We start from the raw sequence: 14,556 nt of genomic DNA on the forward strand, positions 1-14,556 counted from the left end.
ACTATAACAATGAAGCACATAACCTCATACAACGTCAGAATCGTAAAGATATTCAGCGCAGAGAACAACAGTTTTTTGATCACTTCCTGAAAGGCGCAGCAGCACCACAATGGCTGGAAAGCGGCGTACCTGCTACAGAAAAAGGAATTAACTGGGGCTGGGATTTGCAACAGTAACATCACGATATTTTAGGAACGCTACAAGTGCCTGGTAATGGTGCTTGTAGCGTTTTTTTTTGTATAGGGAGATGTGGGGATGAGGAGGGGATTTTAGGTGCAGAGGCAAAACAGGCGCTTGTGGTAATGGTAATTATTTGGAGAGAAGGAAAGATAGTAGCGGCTGTGACGGAACGATGTGATACAGATGCTTGCTGTTGTGGCTTATAATAACATAGAGAAAAGTTCTGATAATGAAATAATCATATTTAAAATGCTGTTACAAGTTGCTGCTGTAGCGGATTGTAAGCATTTGTTAATACGGAACATTTAGGGTTGAAATAACGAGTACGGACAAACGATTTTTCATCTTTGATGTATGCCCAATTTATACATCATAGCCGGTTGTAATGGTGCAGGAAAAACAACCGCCAGTTTTACCATATTGCCTGAAATACTCAACTGCCGTGAGTTTGTAAATGCGGATATTATTGCTGCGGAGCTATCGCCTACTAATCCGGAAAGTGCTGCATTCGAAGCCGGCCGATTGATGCTGCAAAGAATTCATGGGCTCATAAAAGAACAAGTGGATTTTGCTTTCGAAACAACATTGGCGACCAGGAGTTATGTATCTCTCATTAAAAATGTAAAAACAAAAGGCTATGATGTAACGCTGCTTTACTACTGGCTGAGATCTCCAACATTTGCAAAAGTAAGAGTGGCGGCCAGAGTGGCAGAAGGAGGACACCATATTCCAGCCGATGTAATTGAAAGAAGGTATCACAGAGGGATTCATAATCTGATCCATCTATATATTCCTATTTGCGATAACTGGCTGCTAATAAATAACATGACTGTCACACCGACAACCATCGCATGGGGAGCCAATACCAGCTATCAGAAGATAACAAACATCCCCAACTGGGAATTAATGACAGCAGAAAACAGCGCTTATGCACGCTAAAGAAACTTCGTTAGTGGAATTATCTGATAAAGTAATGCAAGGCATGAAGAAAGCCATGCGCAAGTTGGTGGAAACAAGCGCAGCGCAAAACAAAAAACTGGTTGTAGGCAACAAAGACGGTAATCCCATGAGTGTTCTGGCAAAAGACTTATTAATTACCCTCAAATAAGCCTTGGCTAAGGCATCTTAACTATTAAAGATTTCGGAATAAGTATCTCCTTTGGTTGCCCTTTTTCCGAAATAAACCTCCCTATTAGTATACTAACTATCTTTAAGCCACAAACACAGTACCTTCCCTACCCAGCTATAGGTTCCCTCCCTCCTCAAATATATTTTTCATAATATAAAACATTTAACATATATTTACAATAACATCGCCACTTTAGCGTATGGTGTGAATTTGCAGCGATAGCGATATCCCTTAACACCACATTATTGTACCTATGAACTTCCATATCTATCATCCTGCGGATGCATTACGTCCTTTTGTAAAGCAATATTATTTCTGGGAAGACAACACCCGGGGAATCATTCAGCTGCCACAAAACCTGTTTGCTCTTGGCGATCAGTACATGGTATTCATCCTGGAAGGTAAAGCGGAAATAAAGCCGCTTAATCACAAAGCATTTACCTTACCAGCCACCTCGGTGCTGGGACATATCACCTGCGCTTGTCAGCTACAGGTACAGGGACCGGTAAAAGTAGCAGTGGTACAATTAAATGCATATGGGTGTCATCGTTTGCTGGGACTGGATGCGGCCAACTTCACCAACTACTACCGCAACCTGCGGGCTACAGAACAGCCACTATGGGACGCATTACTCAACAACTTACATCATATTCACGAACCTAAAGAGGTAGAAACCTTACTGGATGAGGCTTGTCTGCAGGCATTAACCACACAGGCAGATAACCTGAACGCCGTAGATGATATGGTGGATTACCTGCTGATTATGCAGGGTAATGTGGAACTACAGGAACTATCGTCCCGCTATGGACTTTCCCGTCCTACGCTGGAGCGTATATTCAGCACCGTAGTCGGTATTCCGCCTCAGCTATTTGCACGGATGATCCGTTATAAAACAGCCCTGAGTGCGCTGCGGCAGTTAAATTTACCGGAGTGGCAAACACCTGTTACGGCTACCGCTTATTACAACCAGGCCATGTTTATACATGACTACCTGCTGTTTAATCACGAAACACCTTCTTACTTTGCACCCGCTGCTGCCGCTACTATTGCACATATGCCGGTTACAGGGCCACACGCAGTAGCAGTAGCCAGCTAATATTTAACGAATAAAAATATTGCCTTATTTTAGTGAGCTGAATGCTCACTGAATATGGAAATCATTACCGTAAAAGAAGGTGAATACCATATCACCTCCGACAAAGCCCGGCTTGACCTGCACGCTATTCACGATTACCTGTCCAAAGAGTCTTACTGGGCACAAAACATACCTTTCGACACCGTTCAAAAGTCCATCTCAGGTGCTTTATGTTTCGGGGTATTTCACGAAAATAAACAGGTAGGTTTTGCCAGGGTGATTACCGATGGCGCCGTATTCGGCTACCTGGCAGATGTATATATACTGACACCTTACCGCGGTAAAGGACTCTCTAAATTCCTGATGCGCACTATTTTAGCACACCCTGACCTGCAGGGATTAAGACGCATGTTGCTGGTTACCTCCGATGCTCACGGACTATACCGGCAGTTTGGTTTTACGGAGGTACCCAATCCGGAAAAATTTATGCAGCGTCATAACCCTGACCCCTACACGAAAAAAGAATAATAACCATACTTTTTGTTTAACTTACTGTTATAACAGGCATCTATGCAATACTCTGCAGCCCATTGGCGTGAACAACTGAAACTACAGTCCCATGTGGAAGGGGGGGCATTCCGCGAAACCTACCGCTCTGAGTGGGTACTGGATATGACTACCCTGCCGGCAGGCATGACGGGCAACCGCAATGCATCCACCTGCATTTATTTTTTATTGGAAGAAGGAGAATTCTCGGCCTTCCACCGTATTGCGGCCGATGAAATCTGGCATTTCTATGATGGCCATACACTCACTATCTATGAAATAGCCCCCGGCGGCAAACTCCTCGTTCACAAGCTCGGACGCGATATCGCCAACGGAGAAAACCTGCAGGTGATCATTTCAGCAGGTAACTGGTTCGCTTCCCGTGTGGAAGTTCCCGGAGGCTACGCCCTCACCGGCTGCACCGTGGCGCCCGGGTTTGACTTCGCAGACTTTGAACTGGCAGAAAAAGCTCCCCTGCAGGCGGCCTATCCCGCTCATGCAGCGTTGATAGATAGTCTGACAAGGTAACTTACCCATAACGGCCACGGCTATCCGCCGTCAGCTCCCAACTTTTTATTAATTTACAGGTATGAAAAAAATCTTCTACCTCGTTATACTGGTGATATTAGCTGTCCTGATATTTTGGCTGGGCAAACGTTTTGGTAGTACCAACGTGAGTCAGCAGGTAATATCCAACAGCACTATCGTGAAGGAAATTGCAGAACTGGCCAGCCTGGATGTACAGGGATCTGCCAGTATCAAAAGGAGTAATATCGAAAATAATGGCGACTGGACCGATAACCTGAAGAAGACTTTTTTTGAAAACACCGTATGGGTCACTATTCCCTACCAGGCTAAATTTGGGGTCAATATTGACGATAAGCTCTTTAAAGTGCAAACGACAGATAAAAAGATCATTATCCACCTGCCGGCGCCTCATCTGCTCAGCTATGAGTTGAAAATGGATCGGATGGAAACCTCCAACCGCAAAGGCTGGCTGTTGTCTCAGGATGATGAAACCTATACCGACGTACAAAAGAAACTGTATCAAACCTCCCGGGCCCAGCTGGAAAATAACACTTTGTATATTCAGCAATCCAAAGAGAAAATAAGGAAAGTAATGGAGCAGTATTATGCACCATTTCTAAAAGATCATACCCTGGAAATACAGTATGATGGCGAAACAAAGGCCCCAGCACTGAACTAAACCGCTCTACGCCGCCTGCTCTGCTATGTACTTCACCAGGCTTCTTTTGGCAACAGGCAACAGCGTTTCATCTACCGGCACTACCAACGGTGTTTCCACGCAATACACCGCAGGATTGGGTAGGCTGTTCCGCTCCTTTATCAGCATGGATTTAATATGCCCGATGGTATGCACAAAATCCTTCCTGTACTCCTGTACATATTGCGTGTGAATACCACGGAACTTTTCATCGTGTCGCTCAAAAATGGTTAACCGGTAAGTATACACCAGCGTATGACTGCAGCGTCCATCACAAAGCAGCAGATAACCTTCTGCCGTTTCCAACGGAATAAGTCCTACCGGAAAAATGCTCAGGTTTTCAGCCACATACTCATAAATCTCTGCACCTTCTTTAATCGTGCTGTTTAACTGGGGTAAAGAATACTGAATGATGCTTTCCAGTTCTTCCATTAACTCATCATCCGCAATCAGCTGTTCATACAATAATTCCAGCTTCTGCAAATTAATGGCCGTGAGTCGCTTTGGAAATTGTTGCTGCAAAAACTGTTTGTTATCCCGGAAGGCCAACAGGTTGTTGTAATGAAAGATAATGTCGGCCAACTGTGGGTACAGCTTGCTTTGGGTAAAGTGATGATTGATGTCCTGCAGATAGGCTAATAGGGTATATTTTTTCAGCTCAAAGTCAATATAACCATCAGCAAACCATGTTTCGCTTAACGCTCCCATATCAATTAAATTTAATGGATCATGTACTGAATTTACGAAAAAAAAACCGCAAAAAGGAGCGCTTTTTGTTAATAGAGCACTATTTTAAATAATATTTCTGTGCCTGTCAAACTTCACACTACAAAGGATCTAACATAGTAATATGGTAGCAAAAAAGAGGGTAAAAACAAAAATATTTTGGTGCTGACTTTTTTATTAGCGTAATTTTCATAACTTCAGTATATTATTTTTCATTTTTTTAATTTCAGTTATCATGAACATTTACGTAGCCAACCTGCACTATAGGTTGAACGATGAGGATCTCCATCAGATTTTCAGCGATTTTGGAGAGGTTACCTCCGCTAAGGTTATCAAAGACCACGAAACTGGCCGCTCACGTGGTTTTGGCTTTGTGGAAATGCCTAATCAAGAAGAAGGAGCAAAGGCTATGGATAGTTTGAACGGCAGCGAAATCGAAGGTAAGCAGTTGATGGTAAACGAAGCAAGACCTAAACAACCGAATAATAATTTCAAAGGTGGCGGTGGTAATAACCGTGGCGGCGGAGGATATGGTTCCCGCGACCGTCGTTATTAATAATCCCCTTTATTCGGCACAAAGGAACTGGAAAAGGCGCTCTAACAAGCGCCTTTTTACTTTTGGCGCAATGCCATTATCATCTTCCTAAAACAAAAAATGCAACGAAGAAAAATCTCCGCTGCATTTTTCTAAAAGCTAAAAGCTAATGGCTAATAGCTATTTTAAATTCCTTTCTTCGGATCAAAATTCTCCAGCTCCTGTGCTACTGCGCTCAGGAAAGTAGAACCCAGTGAACCATCTACAATACGGTGATCGTACGACATAGACAGGTACATCATATGTCTGATACCGATCGTATCTCCTTCAGCAGTTTCTATTACCACCGGACGTTTCTTGATAGCACCTACCGCCAGGATGGCTACCTGCGGCTGGTTAATGATAGGAGTTCCCATCAGGCTACCAAAAGTGCCCACGTTCGTCAGCGTAAAAGTACCGCTCTGCGTATCTTCCGGTTTCAGCTTATTCTGACGTGCAGAATTAGCCAGGTGATTTACCTGTTTGGTTAATCCTACCAGGTTCAGCTGATCCGCATTTTTGATCACCGGAACAATGAGGTTACCACTTGGTAATGCCGCAGCCATTCCTATATTGATATCTTTCTTGATAATAATTTTATCGCCATCCAGGGAACAGTTGATCAGCGGGAAACGCTTAATACACTTCACGATGGCTTCGATAAACAGCGGCGTAAAAGTAAGCTTCTCTCCTTCGCGTTTTTCGAAATCACCCTTCACGCGGTCGCGCCATTTTACCAGGTTGGTCACATCGGCTTCTGCGAAGCTGGTTACATGCGGACTGGTTTGTTTGCTCATCACCATGTGATTGGCAATCAGTTTACGCATACGGTCCATTTCCACGATTTCTACATTGCCGCTATAGGTAGGCGATGCAACGGTAGTATTGGTCACCACTGGCTGACGGGAAGTAGCCACGGCGGAGGATATTGGTTCCGGCGTTACATCCGGTACCACCTTACCTTCCCGGCGATCTGCCACGTATTGTAAAATGTCTTTTTTAGTAACCCGGCCATCATTACCGGAGCCTGGAATCTTTTCCAGGTCAGCAAAGCTAACGCCTTCCTGCTGTGCAATGGTGAGCACCAGGGGAGAATAAAATTTAGCGCCGCCAGCTGATACCGCTGTTTCAACAGCCGTTGTATGTACCGGCGCCGAAGTAAATCTCGGCTCGGAAACAGTCGCAGGGGCTGCAGGTGTTACAGGTGCAGTAGCCGCCGCTGCATCGGCATTGGTATTAATACGGGCAATGACAGTACCTACTGCCACCACATCATTTTCGTTAAAGAGCACTTCCGTGATCTCTCCTTCCGCAATGGAAGGTACTTCGCTATCCACCTTGTCAGTGGCAATTTCAAGCACGGTTTCATCTACTTTTACGTGATCGCCCGCCTTTTTATGCCAACGCAAGATGGTGGCTTCCATGATGCTTTCCCCCATTTTTGGCATTACCAATTCTACAATGGCCATAAGATTGATTTTTGCTTTAGTGCGCAACAAAAATAAGGGAATTGTACCAATTCAAAATGGTCCCAATATCCCTATTGCAGAATGAATTTGCGCAATTCATTCATGGCGTAAATAGCGGTCATCTGGGTATTCCGTTCCCGGTCGTACCGCAGCTGAAATTTTACGGTATTAATCCTCTCTTTGCTACCCACAGCTACCCATACGGTGCCTACCGGTTTATCCGGCGTACCGCCATCAGGGCCCATAATGCCGGATACGGCGATGGCGTAGTCGGTATCCAGCACCGATAACGCACCAGCCACCATTTCCCGCACTACCGCCTCGCTTACAGCACCTTGTGCTTGCAGCGTTTCACGTTTTACCCCCAGCACCTGCTCCTTTGTCTCATATGCATAAGCTACCACGCTCCCCTTAAAATAAGCAGAACTGCCCGGGATAGCAGTAATCCAGCTGGCAATCAACCCGCCGGTACAACTTTCCGCGGTTGCCACAGTTTTACCCTTTTCTTTCAATAGTTGCCCTAATACCTCTCCCATCGTCATGTCCTGATCGGTCACCAGGATATCCGCTAACAACTCCTTCAGCTCATGAAACAGGATACTCACTTCCGCTGCTACCGATAATTTATCCTTCCCGGAAGCAGTTAACCGCAACTTGAGTAAGCTGTAACTGGGCAGATACGCCAGTTTCACATGTGCCGGCAGTTTGGCTTCAAAGCCGGTGAGCCGCTCGGCAACAAACGACTCTCCCATTCCCGAAGTAATCAATGTCTGATGTATCACTGCAGGGGTATGAAAATGTTTCCCCAGCTCCGGCAGCACAAAATCAGTCATAATTCCCTGCATTTCATGCGGCACGCCCGGCATAGATACATAGATCTTACCCTCTTTTTCAAACCACATTCCAGGTGCAGTACCTCTTTTATTGTCAATCACAGTAGCCGATTCCGGCACCATGCTCTGATCTAAATTACGCTGCAGGATAGGCAGCCCCCTGCTTTCGAAAATATGCAACACATTTTCAAGGGCAGCTTCATTTTGAACCAGCCTGGTTTTAAAGTACTCACAAAGCGTGGGCTTGGTGATATCATCTGCCGTAGGCCCTAATCCTCCGGTAATCAACACAATATCAGAAACAGCCGATTCACGGGCCAACGCCTCCAGGATATCTTCCTTTATATCGCCGATGGCTACACGACGATGTACCCATATTCCCATCCCATTCAACTGCTGCGCAATCCAGGCCGAATTAGTATCTATCGTTTGTCCTATCAGCAATTCATCCCCGATAGTAATAATGCTGGTGGTGATCTTATCCATATATAAGATTTGAGCTGTTAGCCATTAGCTGTTAGCTGTTAGCAAATGCAGCGGAGAAGTTGTTGTGTTAATTTCCGCTGCATTTACTAACAGCTAACAGCTAAAAGCTAAAAGCTGGTAAAAAACGGTGCTAATCTTTTCTTCAGCTCTTCCGGTAAACCGGCCTTCTGTTTGGTATTCACATCAATGAATACCAGCGTGGTCACCCCTACATTCAGCAATTCATTCTTCTCGTTATACAACTCACTGTGAAACTGTATTTTAGAACTCTTTGGCAACTCCCGGAGTGTAGTCTTCACCGTTATAAGGTCATCATAATAGGCCGGCCGCAGGTATTTTACATTCAATTCTGCTACAGGCATAATCACGCCCTGGTCTTCCAGCTCCTTATAGGTGAAGCCCAATTCCCGGATGGCTTCTGCCCTTCCTACTTCATAATACAGCCCATAATTGCCGTAATAAAGATATCCCATCTGGTCTGTTTCACCATAACGTACCCGGATCGTTGTTGTACTGATAAACATGGTTCCTCGCTATTTTATACCCAAAACGTTTACTTGAAAATTTTATTTGCCCAGGGCGCCATCGATCGAAAATTTGCCCGGACCTGTAAACAACAAGGTGACAAAGGCGGCCAGGAAAAGAATAGGTAATTCTTTTTCGTCGAGCGGCTTATGGCCGGAAATCATAAAAACAATCACACTCATACAAATGATCAGTGGGATGGAAGCCAGTCTGGTCAACAGTCCCAGGATCAACAACACCGCACAAAACACCTCTGCAAAAACGGTCATCCCCAAAGATATTTTATGCGTTACCCCCAATGGATCCGGAAAAGAATTCATTTTGGCAGTAAAATTGATCAACTTGGGCCAGCCGTGCATTAATATCATCCCTCCGAATACAACCCGGAGTACCAGCATAGAAAAACTTACGGCGCCATTTGTGTAACCGGTTGAGAACAGTTTTCTCATAGTAGGTAAGGTTTTTGTACTAAAAATTATTTTTCGCAAGATAAATGAATAGACTTTGCCTTGCTCCCGGAGTTATCCACATTGTTGGAAACGCAATCGGAAAAGAAAAGATATAACTTTTATATTTGGCTCGCAAAGTAGCAACGGAAGAAAAGATTTCCCGCAAAGGCGCAAAGCAGCAGAGCAGCAGAGAATTTTTAAGCTACATAAGATAAATATCTTTGCTGCTCTGCTGCTTTGCGCCTTTGCGGGAAATATCCGCAGGAAATATTTTGCCCAAAGATTCGTTTTAAACGCATATTCAAGAAATAACAGCTATAGCATGCAATTCATAAGAAAAGTTTTTATTCCCGGACATCTGTACTTATCCCTCCTGGCTTTTGCCGGCGCAGGTTTGGCAGGGATGCCTTCAGCACAGGCGCAGCAAACACGAGTATATACAGACCCGGAAAAAGTATTCAAGGATGCCCAGCAGTATTTCCAGCAGGAAAAATATGCCGTATCCATGCAGCTTTTCAAGCAAACCATTGATAACATCGATTATTTCCATGAAACGAACCGTGATCTGGTGAAAACAGATGCGTTCTACTATTATACCATCTGCGCCCTCAAACTGCAACAGGATAATGCAGAAAAAGAGGCCCTCAGATTCCTCAAACTGGCCAATAACAATGCCCGGGAAGAACTGGTCAGCTACCAGCTGGCAAAATATTATTTCCGCCAGAATAAACTCAAAGAGGCCATTCCTCTCTATGAAAAAGCCAATATCGAAAACCTGTCCAATGCAGAAATTGCAGAAGCAAAATTCGAACTGGCTTATTGCTATTTTAACCTGAAAGATTTCAAAAAAGCGCAGCCACTGTTTGCCTCCATCAAAGAGATGCCCGGCAAATACAGTCTGCCTGCCAACTACTACTATGGCTTCATCGCCTACTACAATCACCAGTATGGAGAAGCCCTCAACAGCTTCCAGAAAGTAGTCAACGAACCTAAATACAGCAACGTAGTACCTTATTACATCGCTGAGATTTATTATTTCCAGGGCAAAACCGATCAGCTGATTGCTTATACAGAACCCCTCCTCCAAAAAGGTGGTCAGTACTACGAAGCTGAACTGAAACAACTGCTGGGTAAAGCTTACTTCGAAAAAAAGAACTACCCGAAAGCACTTCCTTATCTGCAGGACTTCCAGAACAATGCGGATGATGTAAGAAATGAAGATATCTACCAGTTATCATATGCCTACTACCAAACCAATAATCTCAATAAAGCCATTACCGGCTTCAAACAATTAAGCAGCTCAAAAGACTCGCTGGGACAAAACTCTATGTACCTGCTGGGCGACTGCTACCTGCGCACCGGCCAGAAAGCCAATGCCCGCAATGCTTTTGCCTTCTGCGCCAACAATAGCTCCAACGCACAGCAACAGGAAATTTCCCGCTTCAACTACGGCAAATTATCTTATGAACTGGGCTATCCCGATGCTGCCCTCAATGAACTGACACAATTTGTAAAAACATACCCCGCTTCCTCCTATAACAAAGAAGCCCGGGAAATACTGGTGAACCTCTTCATGAACAGCAACAACTATAAAGATGGTTTAGCTACGATTGAAATGATCGCTGATAAAAATCCTACGGTACTGAAAGCATACCAGAAAGTAGCCTATGGCCGTGCCACCCAGCTGATCAACGATCAGCAACTGGCAGAAGCCGACCGCCTGCTGGACATCGCCATCAGCAACCCATACGATCCTCAGATCAAACAACTGGCCCATTTCTGGAAAGCAGAAATTGCCCTCCGCCAAAATAAAAATGACCAGGCGATCACTAACCTGAACGCCTATCTGAATACGACGGCGCCTGTTTCCGGTGAAGCCAATGCACAAACGGCCAGCTATAACCTGGGTTATAGCCTCCTGAAACAAGATAAATACACAGAAGCACTGCCTTATTTCGAAACAGCACAAAAAACCAGCGGCCCCAATGCACAACGCATTGCTACCGATGCGGCCCTCCGCAGCGCAGACTGCTACTACATGCTGCGTCAGTTCCCGAAAGCATTGTCGCTGTACGATCGCATTATCAGCAATAATGAACCCGGCGCCGACTACGCCACTTATCAGAAAGCGGTGATCCTGGGCCTGCAGGGCAAACAAGCCGAGAAACTGGCTTTGCTCAAACAACTGGGTAACAAGTTCCCCAGCTCCGGTTTCAATAACGAAACAGATATCGAAATCGCCAATACTTATCTCTCGGAAGAAAAATATACAGAAGCCATTCCTTTTCTGGAAAATGTATTACAAAAGCAGCCTAACGGCCCGAATGCTCCCAGAGCATTACTCAAACTGGGACTGAGCTACTATAACAAGGATAACGATAGCAAAGCACTGTCGTACTACCGTCAGGTAGTGGAAAAATTCCCAGGCTCACCTGAAGCTAACGAAGCACTGCAAAGTATGAAGTCGATCTACGTAAGCCAGGGTAAAACCGACGACTACCTCGCTTTCCTGAAAGCCAGTGGCAGAACGGTAACCGCTACTGCAGAAGATTCCCTCACCTACGCAGCCGCAGAATCCCGGTTTACCAGCAACGACTGTGCGGGCGCTACCAGCGGATTTAATAACTACATCCAGAAATATCCAAACGGTCAGTTTATCTTACCCGCTTATTTCTATAAAGCAGAATGTGCCTATAACAATAAAGACTATACGGCCGCACTGCCAGCTTACGAATTTGTATTGTCCCGCAACAACAGTTTATATGCAGAAAGATCTGCCCTGCAAGCGGCCAATATCAACTTCTACCAGCAAAAAAATTATGAAAAATCGAGGACCTATTACCTGCAACTGCAGGACCTCGCTACCAGCAAGGAAAACAGTCTCTCTGCCACCAGAGGATTACTCCGCAGCAACTATCAGCTGAAACGCTGGGATGAAGTAACCAACTACGCAGAAATGTTACTGGCAGCTGCTAATATCAGCACCGATGACCAGATCATCGCACATTTCTATCGTGGTAAAGCACAGCAACAGGCCAAAGATTATGCAGCCGCACTGGCTGAGTTCAAAACCGTTGCCGGCATGACAAAATCCGAAACAGGTGCAGAAGCACGCTATAGTATTGCAGACTGCTACCTCCAACAGAATGAACTGGATGCTGCTGAAAAAGCTGGTTTTGATGTGATTAAAAATACCCCATCCTACGAGTTCTGGGTGGCAAAATCATATATCCTGCTGGGTGATGTATATACCCGTCAACAGGACTATTTCAATGCAAAAGCTACTTACCAGAGTATTGTTACCAACAGCTCTATCCCTGAACTGAAACAGGAAGCAAAAGATAAACTGGCCAAAGCAGAAGCAGAAGAAAAAGCAGCCGGTAAAAAACCGAAGAAATAACATTCATTCCGGATGTTGGAATTTTGACAATTAAGCGCAACAAAGCATGAACATTCAAACAATATATAACAAACGTACTTTCATCATCACCGCACTGGGCGCGGCCGGACTGCTGTCTTCACAAAAGACTTTCGCACAGGAACCGCTGAAACAGGAAACGATCGATATCATTTCCACCAATCAGCCTAAACTGCGCGATGCCTACAAACTCAATCTCACGGCTACTTTGCCGGGAATTGATACCAGCAGGCCCTCGCTCAAATACCAGATACCGGCGCTGAACCTGAACTTCATGTACCAGGCCACGCCACTGAAACCACTGGCACTGGGGAAAGACTCCCTCTCTTACCTGCAGAATAATTTCGTAAAACTGGGCTATGGTAACTTAAAAACACCTTATGTGCAGGCAGGCTTCGGAAGTGGTAGAAAGGATATCTACAACTACGGCTTGTATGTAAATTATACCGGTTCCCAGGGCAACGAAATCGCCGATCAGATCTATAGCAACCTGAATGTACTGGCCTCCGGCACGTACCTGCTGCCTAAATTCAAATTTGATGGCAGCATCGGCTACGACCGTAATACCGTTCACTATTATGGTTACGGGCACGATACCGCCAGTTATAAAAAGAAAGATACAGAACAAACCTTTAATCAGCTGACCGCCACCGTAGGCATGCAGAACCGCCCGCAGAACGACTGGGCATTTACCTTTCAACCACAGGTGAAGTTTATTCTATTTAACGACTCTCACCAACGTACAGAAAATACCTTTTTACTGAAAGTACCCGTACGCAAGCAGGTGTTTGAAGATATCTACATTGGCGTAGAAGGTGTATTTGACCTGTCTACCTATAAAGTAGATAACAGCCGCGCGGTGAATAATAATATCGCCGCCATTCATCCGGCAGTAGACATCATCAAACCCGGCTTTGTACTGCATGTGGGTGTGAATCCAACCTGGAGCGACAGCAAATTTTACCTGCTGCCAGACATCGTGAATGAGTCGCACCTGGTACGCAAAAAACTGATCCTGAGCAGTGGCTGGATTTCCTACTTTGAAAAGAACTCCTATCGCAACCTCGCCAGTAAAAATCCATTCCTCGCAGGGTTACCCGGCGCCGGCGACATGCTGAATACCCGTGTAGAAGAGAAATATACCGGTATCAAAGGAACTTTGGGCAGTCACTTTAACTACAATACCAAATTCGCTTCCGTTACCTGGTACAACATGCCGTTGTTTGTAAACGATAGCCTGGACACGAAGAAATTCACCACTTATAACGAAGCCATGCTGCGGGCCTTCCAGCTGCATGCTGAAGTAGGTTATATCGAAGAAGAGAGATTCCAGGCACGCGTAAGCTTCGACTGGTACAACTATAACAAACAGGAAACACAGGTACAACCCTGGCATCTGCCGGCGTTCCAGGGCGATTTGTTTATGCAATATACCATTGCCAAAAAATTACACCTGAACGCAGATATCTTTGCGCTGAGCGGCAGCTATTACCTGCTTCCCAACCAGGATTTCAATAAAACCAAGGGCGCATGGGACCTGAATGCAGGCGCAACTTATGATATCCATAAGAACTTTGGCCTCTGGGTAAATGCAAATAATATTTTTAATTCGCACTATCAACGCTACTACCTGTACCCTACTTACGGGTTTAATATTGTAGGCGGAGTAATGATTAAGTTCTAACAGGGCGCCAGTCCGTTCTTATGAGCTTTTAGCCGTTAGCTTTTAGCTTTTAGAAAATGTAGTGAAGGATAATATATGTTAATCTTCACTGCATTTTCTAAAAGCTAAAAGCTAACGGCTAAAAGCTGGTTTAATCCCGACAAATTCTTAACTTCCCTTTTGGCAAAACAGCAGGAGCCTACCATATCTTACATTCCTCTCCGCTGTATTTACTAAAAGCTAACAGCTAAAAGCATG

Annotated in this window: 14 protein-coding genes; 9 read left to right on the plus strand and 5 right to left on the minus strand. The window is 44.9% G+C overall.

The window, feature by feature from the left end:
* Positions 1-534: 534 nt before the first annotated feature.
* The 6 genes from VIP81_RS07640 (at position 535) to VIP81_RS07665 (ending at position 4,137) form a co-directional block, all read left to right on the plus strand.
* Positions 535-1,119: a zeta toxin family protein gene (locus VIP81_RS07640; RefSeq protein ID WP_331958053.1), complete on the plus strand. Its 585-nt coding sequence runs from the start codon at positions 535-537 to the stop codon at positions 1,117-1,119.
* Positions 1,109-1,288 carry a hypothetical protein gene (locus VIP81_RS07645; protein ID WP_331958055.1) on the plus strand — a complete coding sequence of 60 codons (180 nt, stop codon included), beginning with the start codon at positions 1,109-1,111 and terminating at the stop codon, positions 1,286-1,288. Before VIP81_RS07640 ends, VIP81_RS07645 begins: the two co-directional genes overlap by 11 nt.
* 274 nt (positions 1,289-1,562) lie before the next feature.
* The gene (locus VIP81_RS07650; protein ID WP_331958057.1) at positions 1,563-2,405 is read left to right on the plus strand and encodes a helix-turn-helix domain-containing protein; all 843 of its coding nucleotides are present in this window, start codon (positions 1,563-1,565) and stop codon (positions 2,403-2,405) included.
* A gap of 54 nt (positions 2,406-2,459) precedes the next feature.
* Positions 2,460-2,912: a GNAT family N-acetyltransferase gene (locus VIP81_RS07655; RefSeq protein WP_331958059.1), complete on the plus strand. Its 453-nt coding sequence runs from the start codon at positions 2,460-2,462 to the stop codon at positions 2,910-2,912.
* 42 nt (positions 2,913-2,954) lie between these two features.
* Complete coding sequence (locus VIP81_RS07660) at positions 2,955-3,458, plus strand: cupin domain-containing protein (RefSeq protein WP_331958061.1); 504 nt, start codon at positions 2,955-2,957, stop codon at positions 3,456-3,458.
* A 61-nt stretch (positions 3,459-3,519) separates the two neighbouring features.
* Positions 3,520-4,137, plus strand: coding sequence for a DUF4230 domain-containing protein (locus tag VIP81_RS07665; RefSeq protein WP_331958062.1), 618 nt, complete (start codon positions 3,520-3,522; stop codon positions 4,135-4,137).
* Between the two features lie 6 nt (positions 4,138-4,143).
* On the opposite strand, the gene VIP81_RS07670 is transcribed toward VIP81_RS07665, so the two are convergent.
* The gene (locus tag VIP81_RS07670; protein WP_331958064.1) at positions 4,144-4,863 is read right to left on the minus strand and encodes a hypothetical protein; all 720 of its coding nucleotides are present in this window, start codon (positions 4,861-4,863) and stop codon (positions 4,144-4,146) included.
* A 253-nt stretch (positions 4,864-5,116) separates the two neighbouring features.
* On the opposite strand from VIP81_RS07670, the gene VIP81_RS07675 reads away from it, so the two are divergent.
* Positions 5,117-5,437: an RNA recognition motif domain-containing protein gene (locus VIP81_RS07675; RefSeq protein WP_079468754.1), complete on the plus strand. Its 321-nt coding sequence runs from the start codon at positions 5,117-5,119 to the stop codon at positions 5,435-5,437.
* A gap of 164 nt (positions 5,438-5,601) precedes the next feature.
* Here the strand turns inward: VIP81_RS07675 and VIP81_RS07680 are convergent, their stop codons facing one another.
* The 4 genes from VIP81_RS07680 to VIP81_RS07695 form a co-directional block, all read right to left on the minus strand.
* Positions 5,602-6,924, minus strand: coding sequence for a dihydrolipoamide acetyltransferase family protein (locus VIP81_RS07680; protein WP_331958071.1), 1,323 nt, complete (start codon positions 6,922-6,924; stop codon positions 5,602-5,604).
* Positions 6,925-6,995: 71 nt separating this feature from the next.
* Positions 6,996-8,243 carry a CinA family nicotinamide mononucleotide deamidase-related protein gene (locus VIP81_RS07685; RefSeq protein WP_331958073.1) on the minus strand — a complete coding sequence of 416 codons (1,248 nt, stop codon included), beginning with the start codon at positions 8,241-8,243 and terminating at the stop codon, positions 6,996-6,998.
* Positions 8,244-8,350: 107 nt separating this feature from the next.
* Positions 8,351-8,767 carry a thioesterase family protein gene (locus tag VIP81_RS07690; protein ID WP_331958075.1) on the minus strand — a complete coding sequence of 139 codons (417 nt, stop codon included), beginning with the start codon at positions 8,765-8,767 and terminating at the stop codon, positions 8,351-8,353.
* A 42-nt stretch (positions 8,768-8,809) separates the two neighbouring features.
* A complete protein-coding gene (locus tag VIP81_RS07695) occupies positions 8,810-9,217 on the minus strand; it encodes a DoxX family protein (RefSeq protein WP_331958077.1) in 408 nt (135 codons plus the stop codon).
* Positions 9,218-9,539: 322 nt separating this feature from the next.
* On the opposite strand from VIP81_RS07695, the gene VIP81_RS07700 reads away from it, so the two are divergent.
* Both VIP81_RS07700 and VIP81_RS07705 read left to right on the plus strand, forming a co-directional pair.
* Positions 9,540-12,617 (plus strand): tetratricopeptide repeat protein, encoded by a 3,078-nt coding sequence (locus VIP81_RS07700; protein WP_331958079.1) that lies wholly within the window; start codon positions 9,540-9,542, stop codon positions 12,615-12,617.
* A gap of 46 nt (positions 12,618-12,663) precedes the next feature.
* A complete protein-coding gene (locus tag VIP81_RS07705) occupies positions 12,664-14,319 on the plus strand; it encodes a TonB-dependent receptor (RefSeq protein ID WP_331958081.1) in 1,656 nt (551 codons plus the stop codon).
* Positions 14,320-14,556 lie beyond the last annotated feature (237 nt).

Source organism: Chitinophaga sp., assembly GCF_036566945.1.
Taxonomy (GTDB): Bacteria; Bacteroidota; Bacteroidia; order Chitinophagales; family Chitinophagaceae; genus Chitinophaga.

Bases quoted from the DNA above. Each gene is read 5' to 3' on its own strand.
- VIP81_RS07640 (WP_331958053.1), top strand. From the start codon at position 535: ATGCCCAATTTATACATCATAGCCGGTTGTAATGGTGCAGGAAAAACA.
- VIP81_RS07645 (WP_331958055.1), top strand. From the start codon at position 1,109: ATGCACGCTAAAGAAACTTCGTTAGTGGAATTATCTGATAAAGTAATG.
- VIP81_RS07650 (WP_331958057.1), top strand. From the start codon at position 1,563: ATGAACTTCCATATCTATCATCCTGCGGATGCATTACGTCCTTTTGTA.
- VIP81_RS07655 (WP_331958059.1), top strand. From the start codon at position 2,460: ATGGAAATCATTACCGTAAAAGAAGGTGAATACCATATCACCTCCGAC.
- VIP81_RS07660 (WP_331958061.1), top strand. From the start codon at position 2,955: ATGCAATACTCTGCAGCCCATTGGCGTGAACAACTGAAACTACAGTCC.
- VIP81_RS07665 (WP_331958062.1), top strand. From the start codon at position 3,520: ATGAAAAAAATCTTCTACCTCGTTATACTGGTGATATTAGCTGTCCTG.
- VIP81_RS07670 (WP_331958064.1), bottom strand. From the start codon at position 4,863: ATGGGAGCGTTAAGCGAAACATGGTTTGCTGATGGTTATATTGACTTT.
- VIP81_RS07675 (WP_079468754.1), top strand. From the start codon at position 5,117: ATGAACATTTACGTAGCCAACCTGCACTATAGGTTGAACGATGAGGAT.
- VIP81_RS07680 (WP_331958071.1), bottom strand. From the start codon at position 6,924: ATGGCCATTGTAGAATTGGTAATGCCAAAAATGGGGGAAAGCATCATG.
- VIP81_RS07685 (WP_331958073.1), bottom strand. From the start codon at position 8,243: ATGGATAAGATCACCACCAGCATTATTACTATCGGGGATGAATTGCTG.
- VIP81_RS07690 (WP_331958075.1), bottom strand. From the start codon at position 8,767: ATGTTTATCAGTACAACAACGATCCGGGTACGTTATGGTGAAACAGAC.
- VIP81_RS07695 (WP_331958077.1), bottom strand. From the start codon at position 9,217: ATGAGAAAACTGTTCTCAACCGGTTACACAAATGGCGCCGTAAGTTTT.
- VIP81_RS07700 (WP_331958079.1), top strand. From the start codon at position 9,540: ATGCAATTCATAAGAAAAGTTTTTATTCCCGGACATCTGTACTTATCC.
- VIP81_RS07705 (WP_331958081.1), top strand. From the start codon at position 12,664: ATGAACATTCAAACAATATATAACAAACGTACTTTCATCATCACCGCA.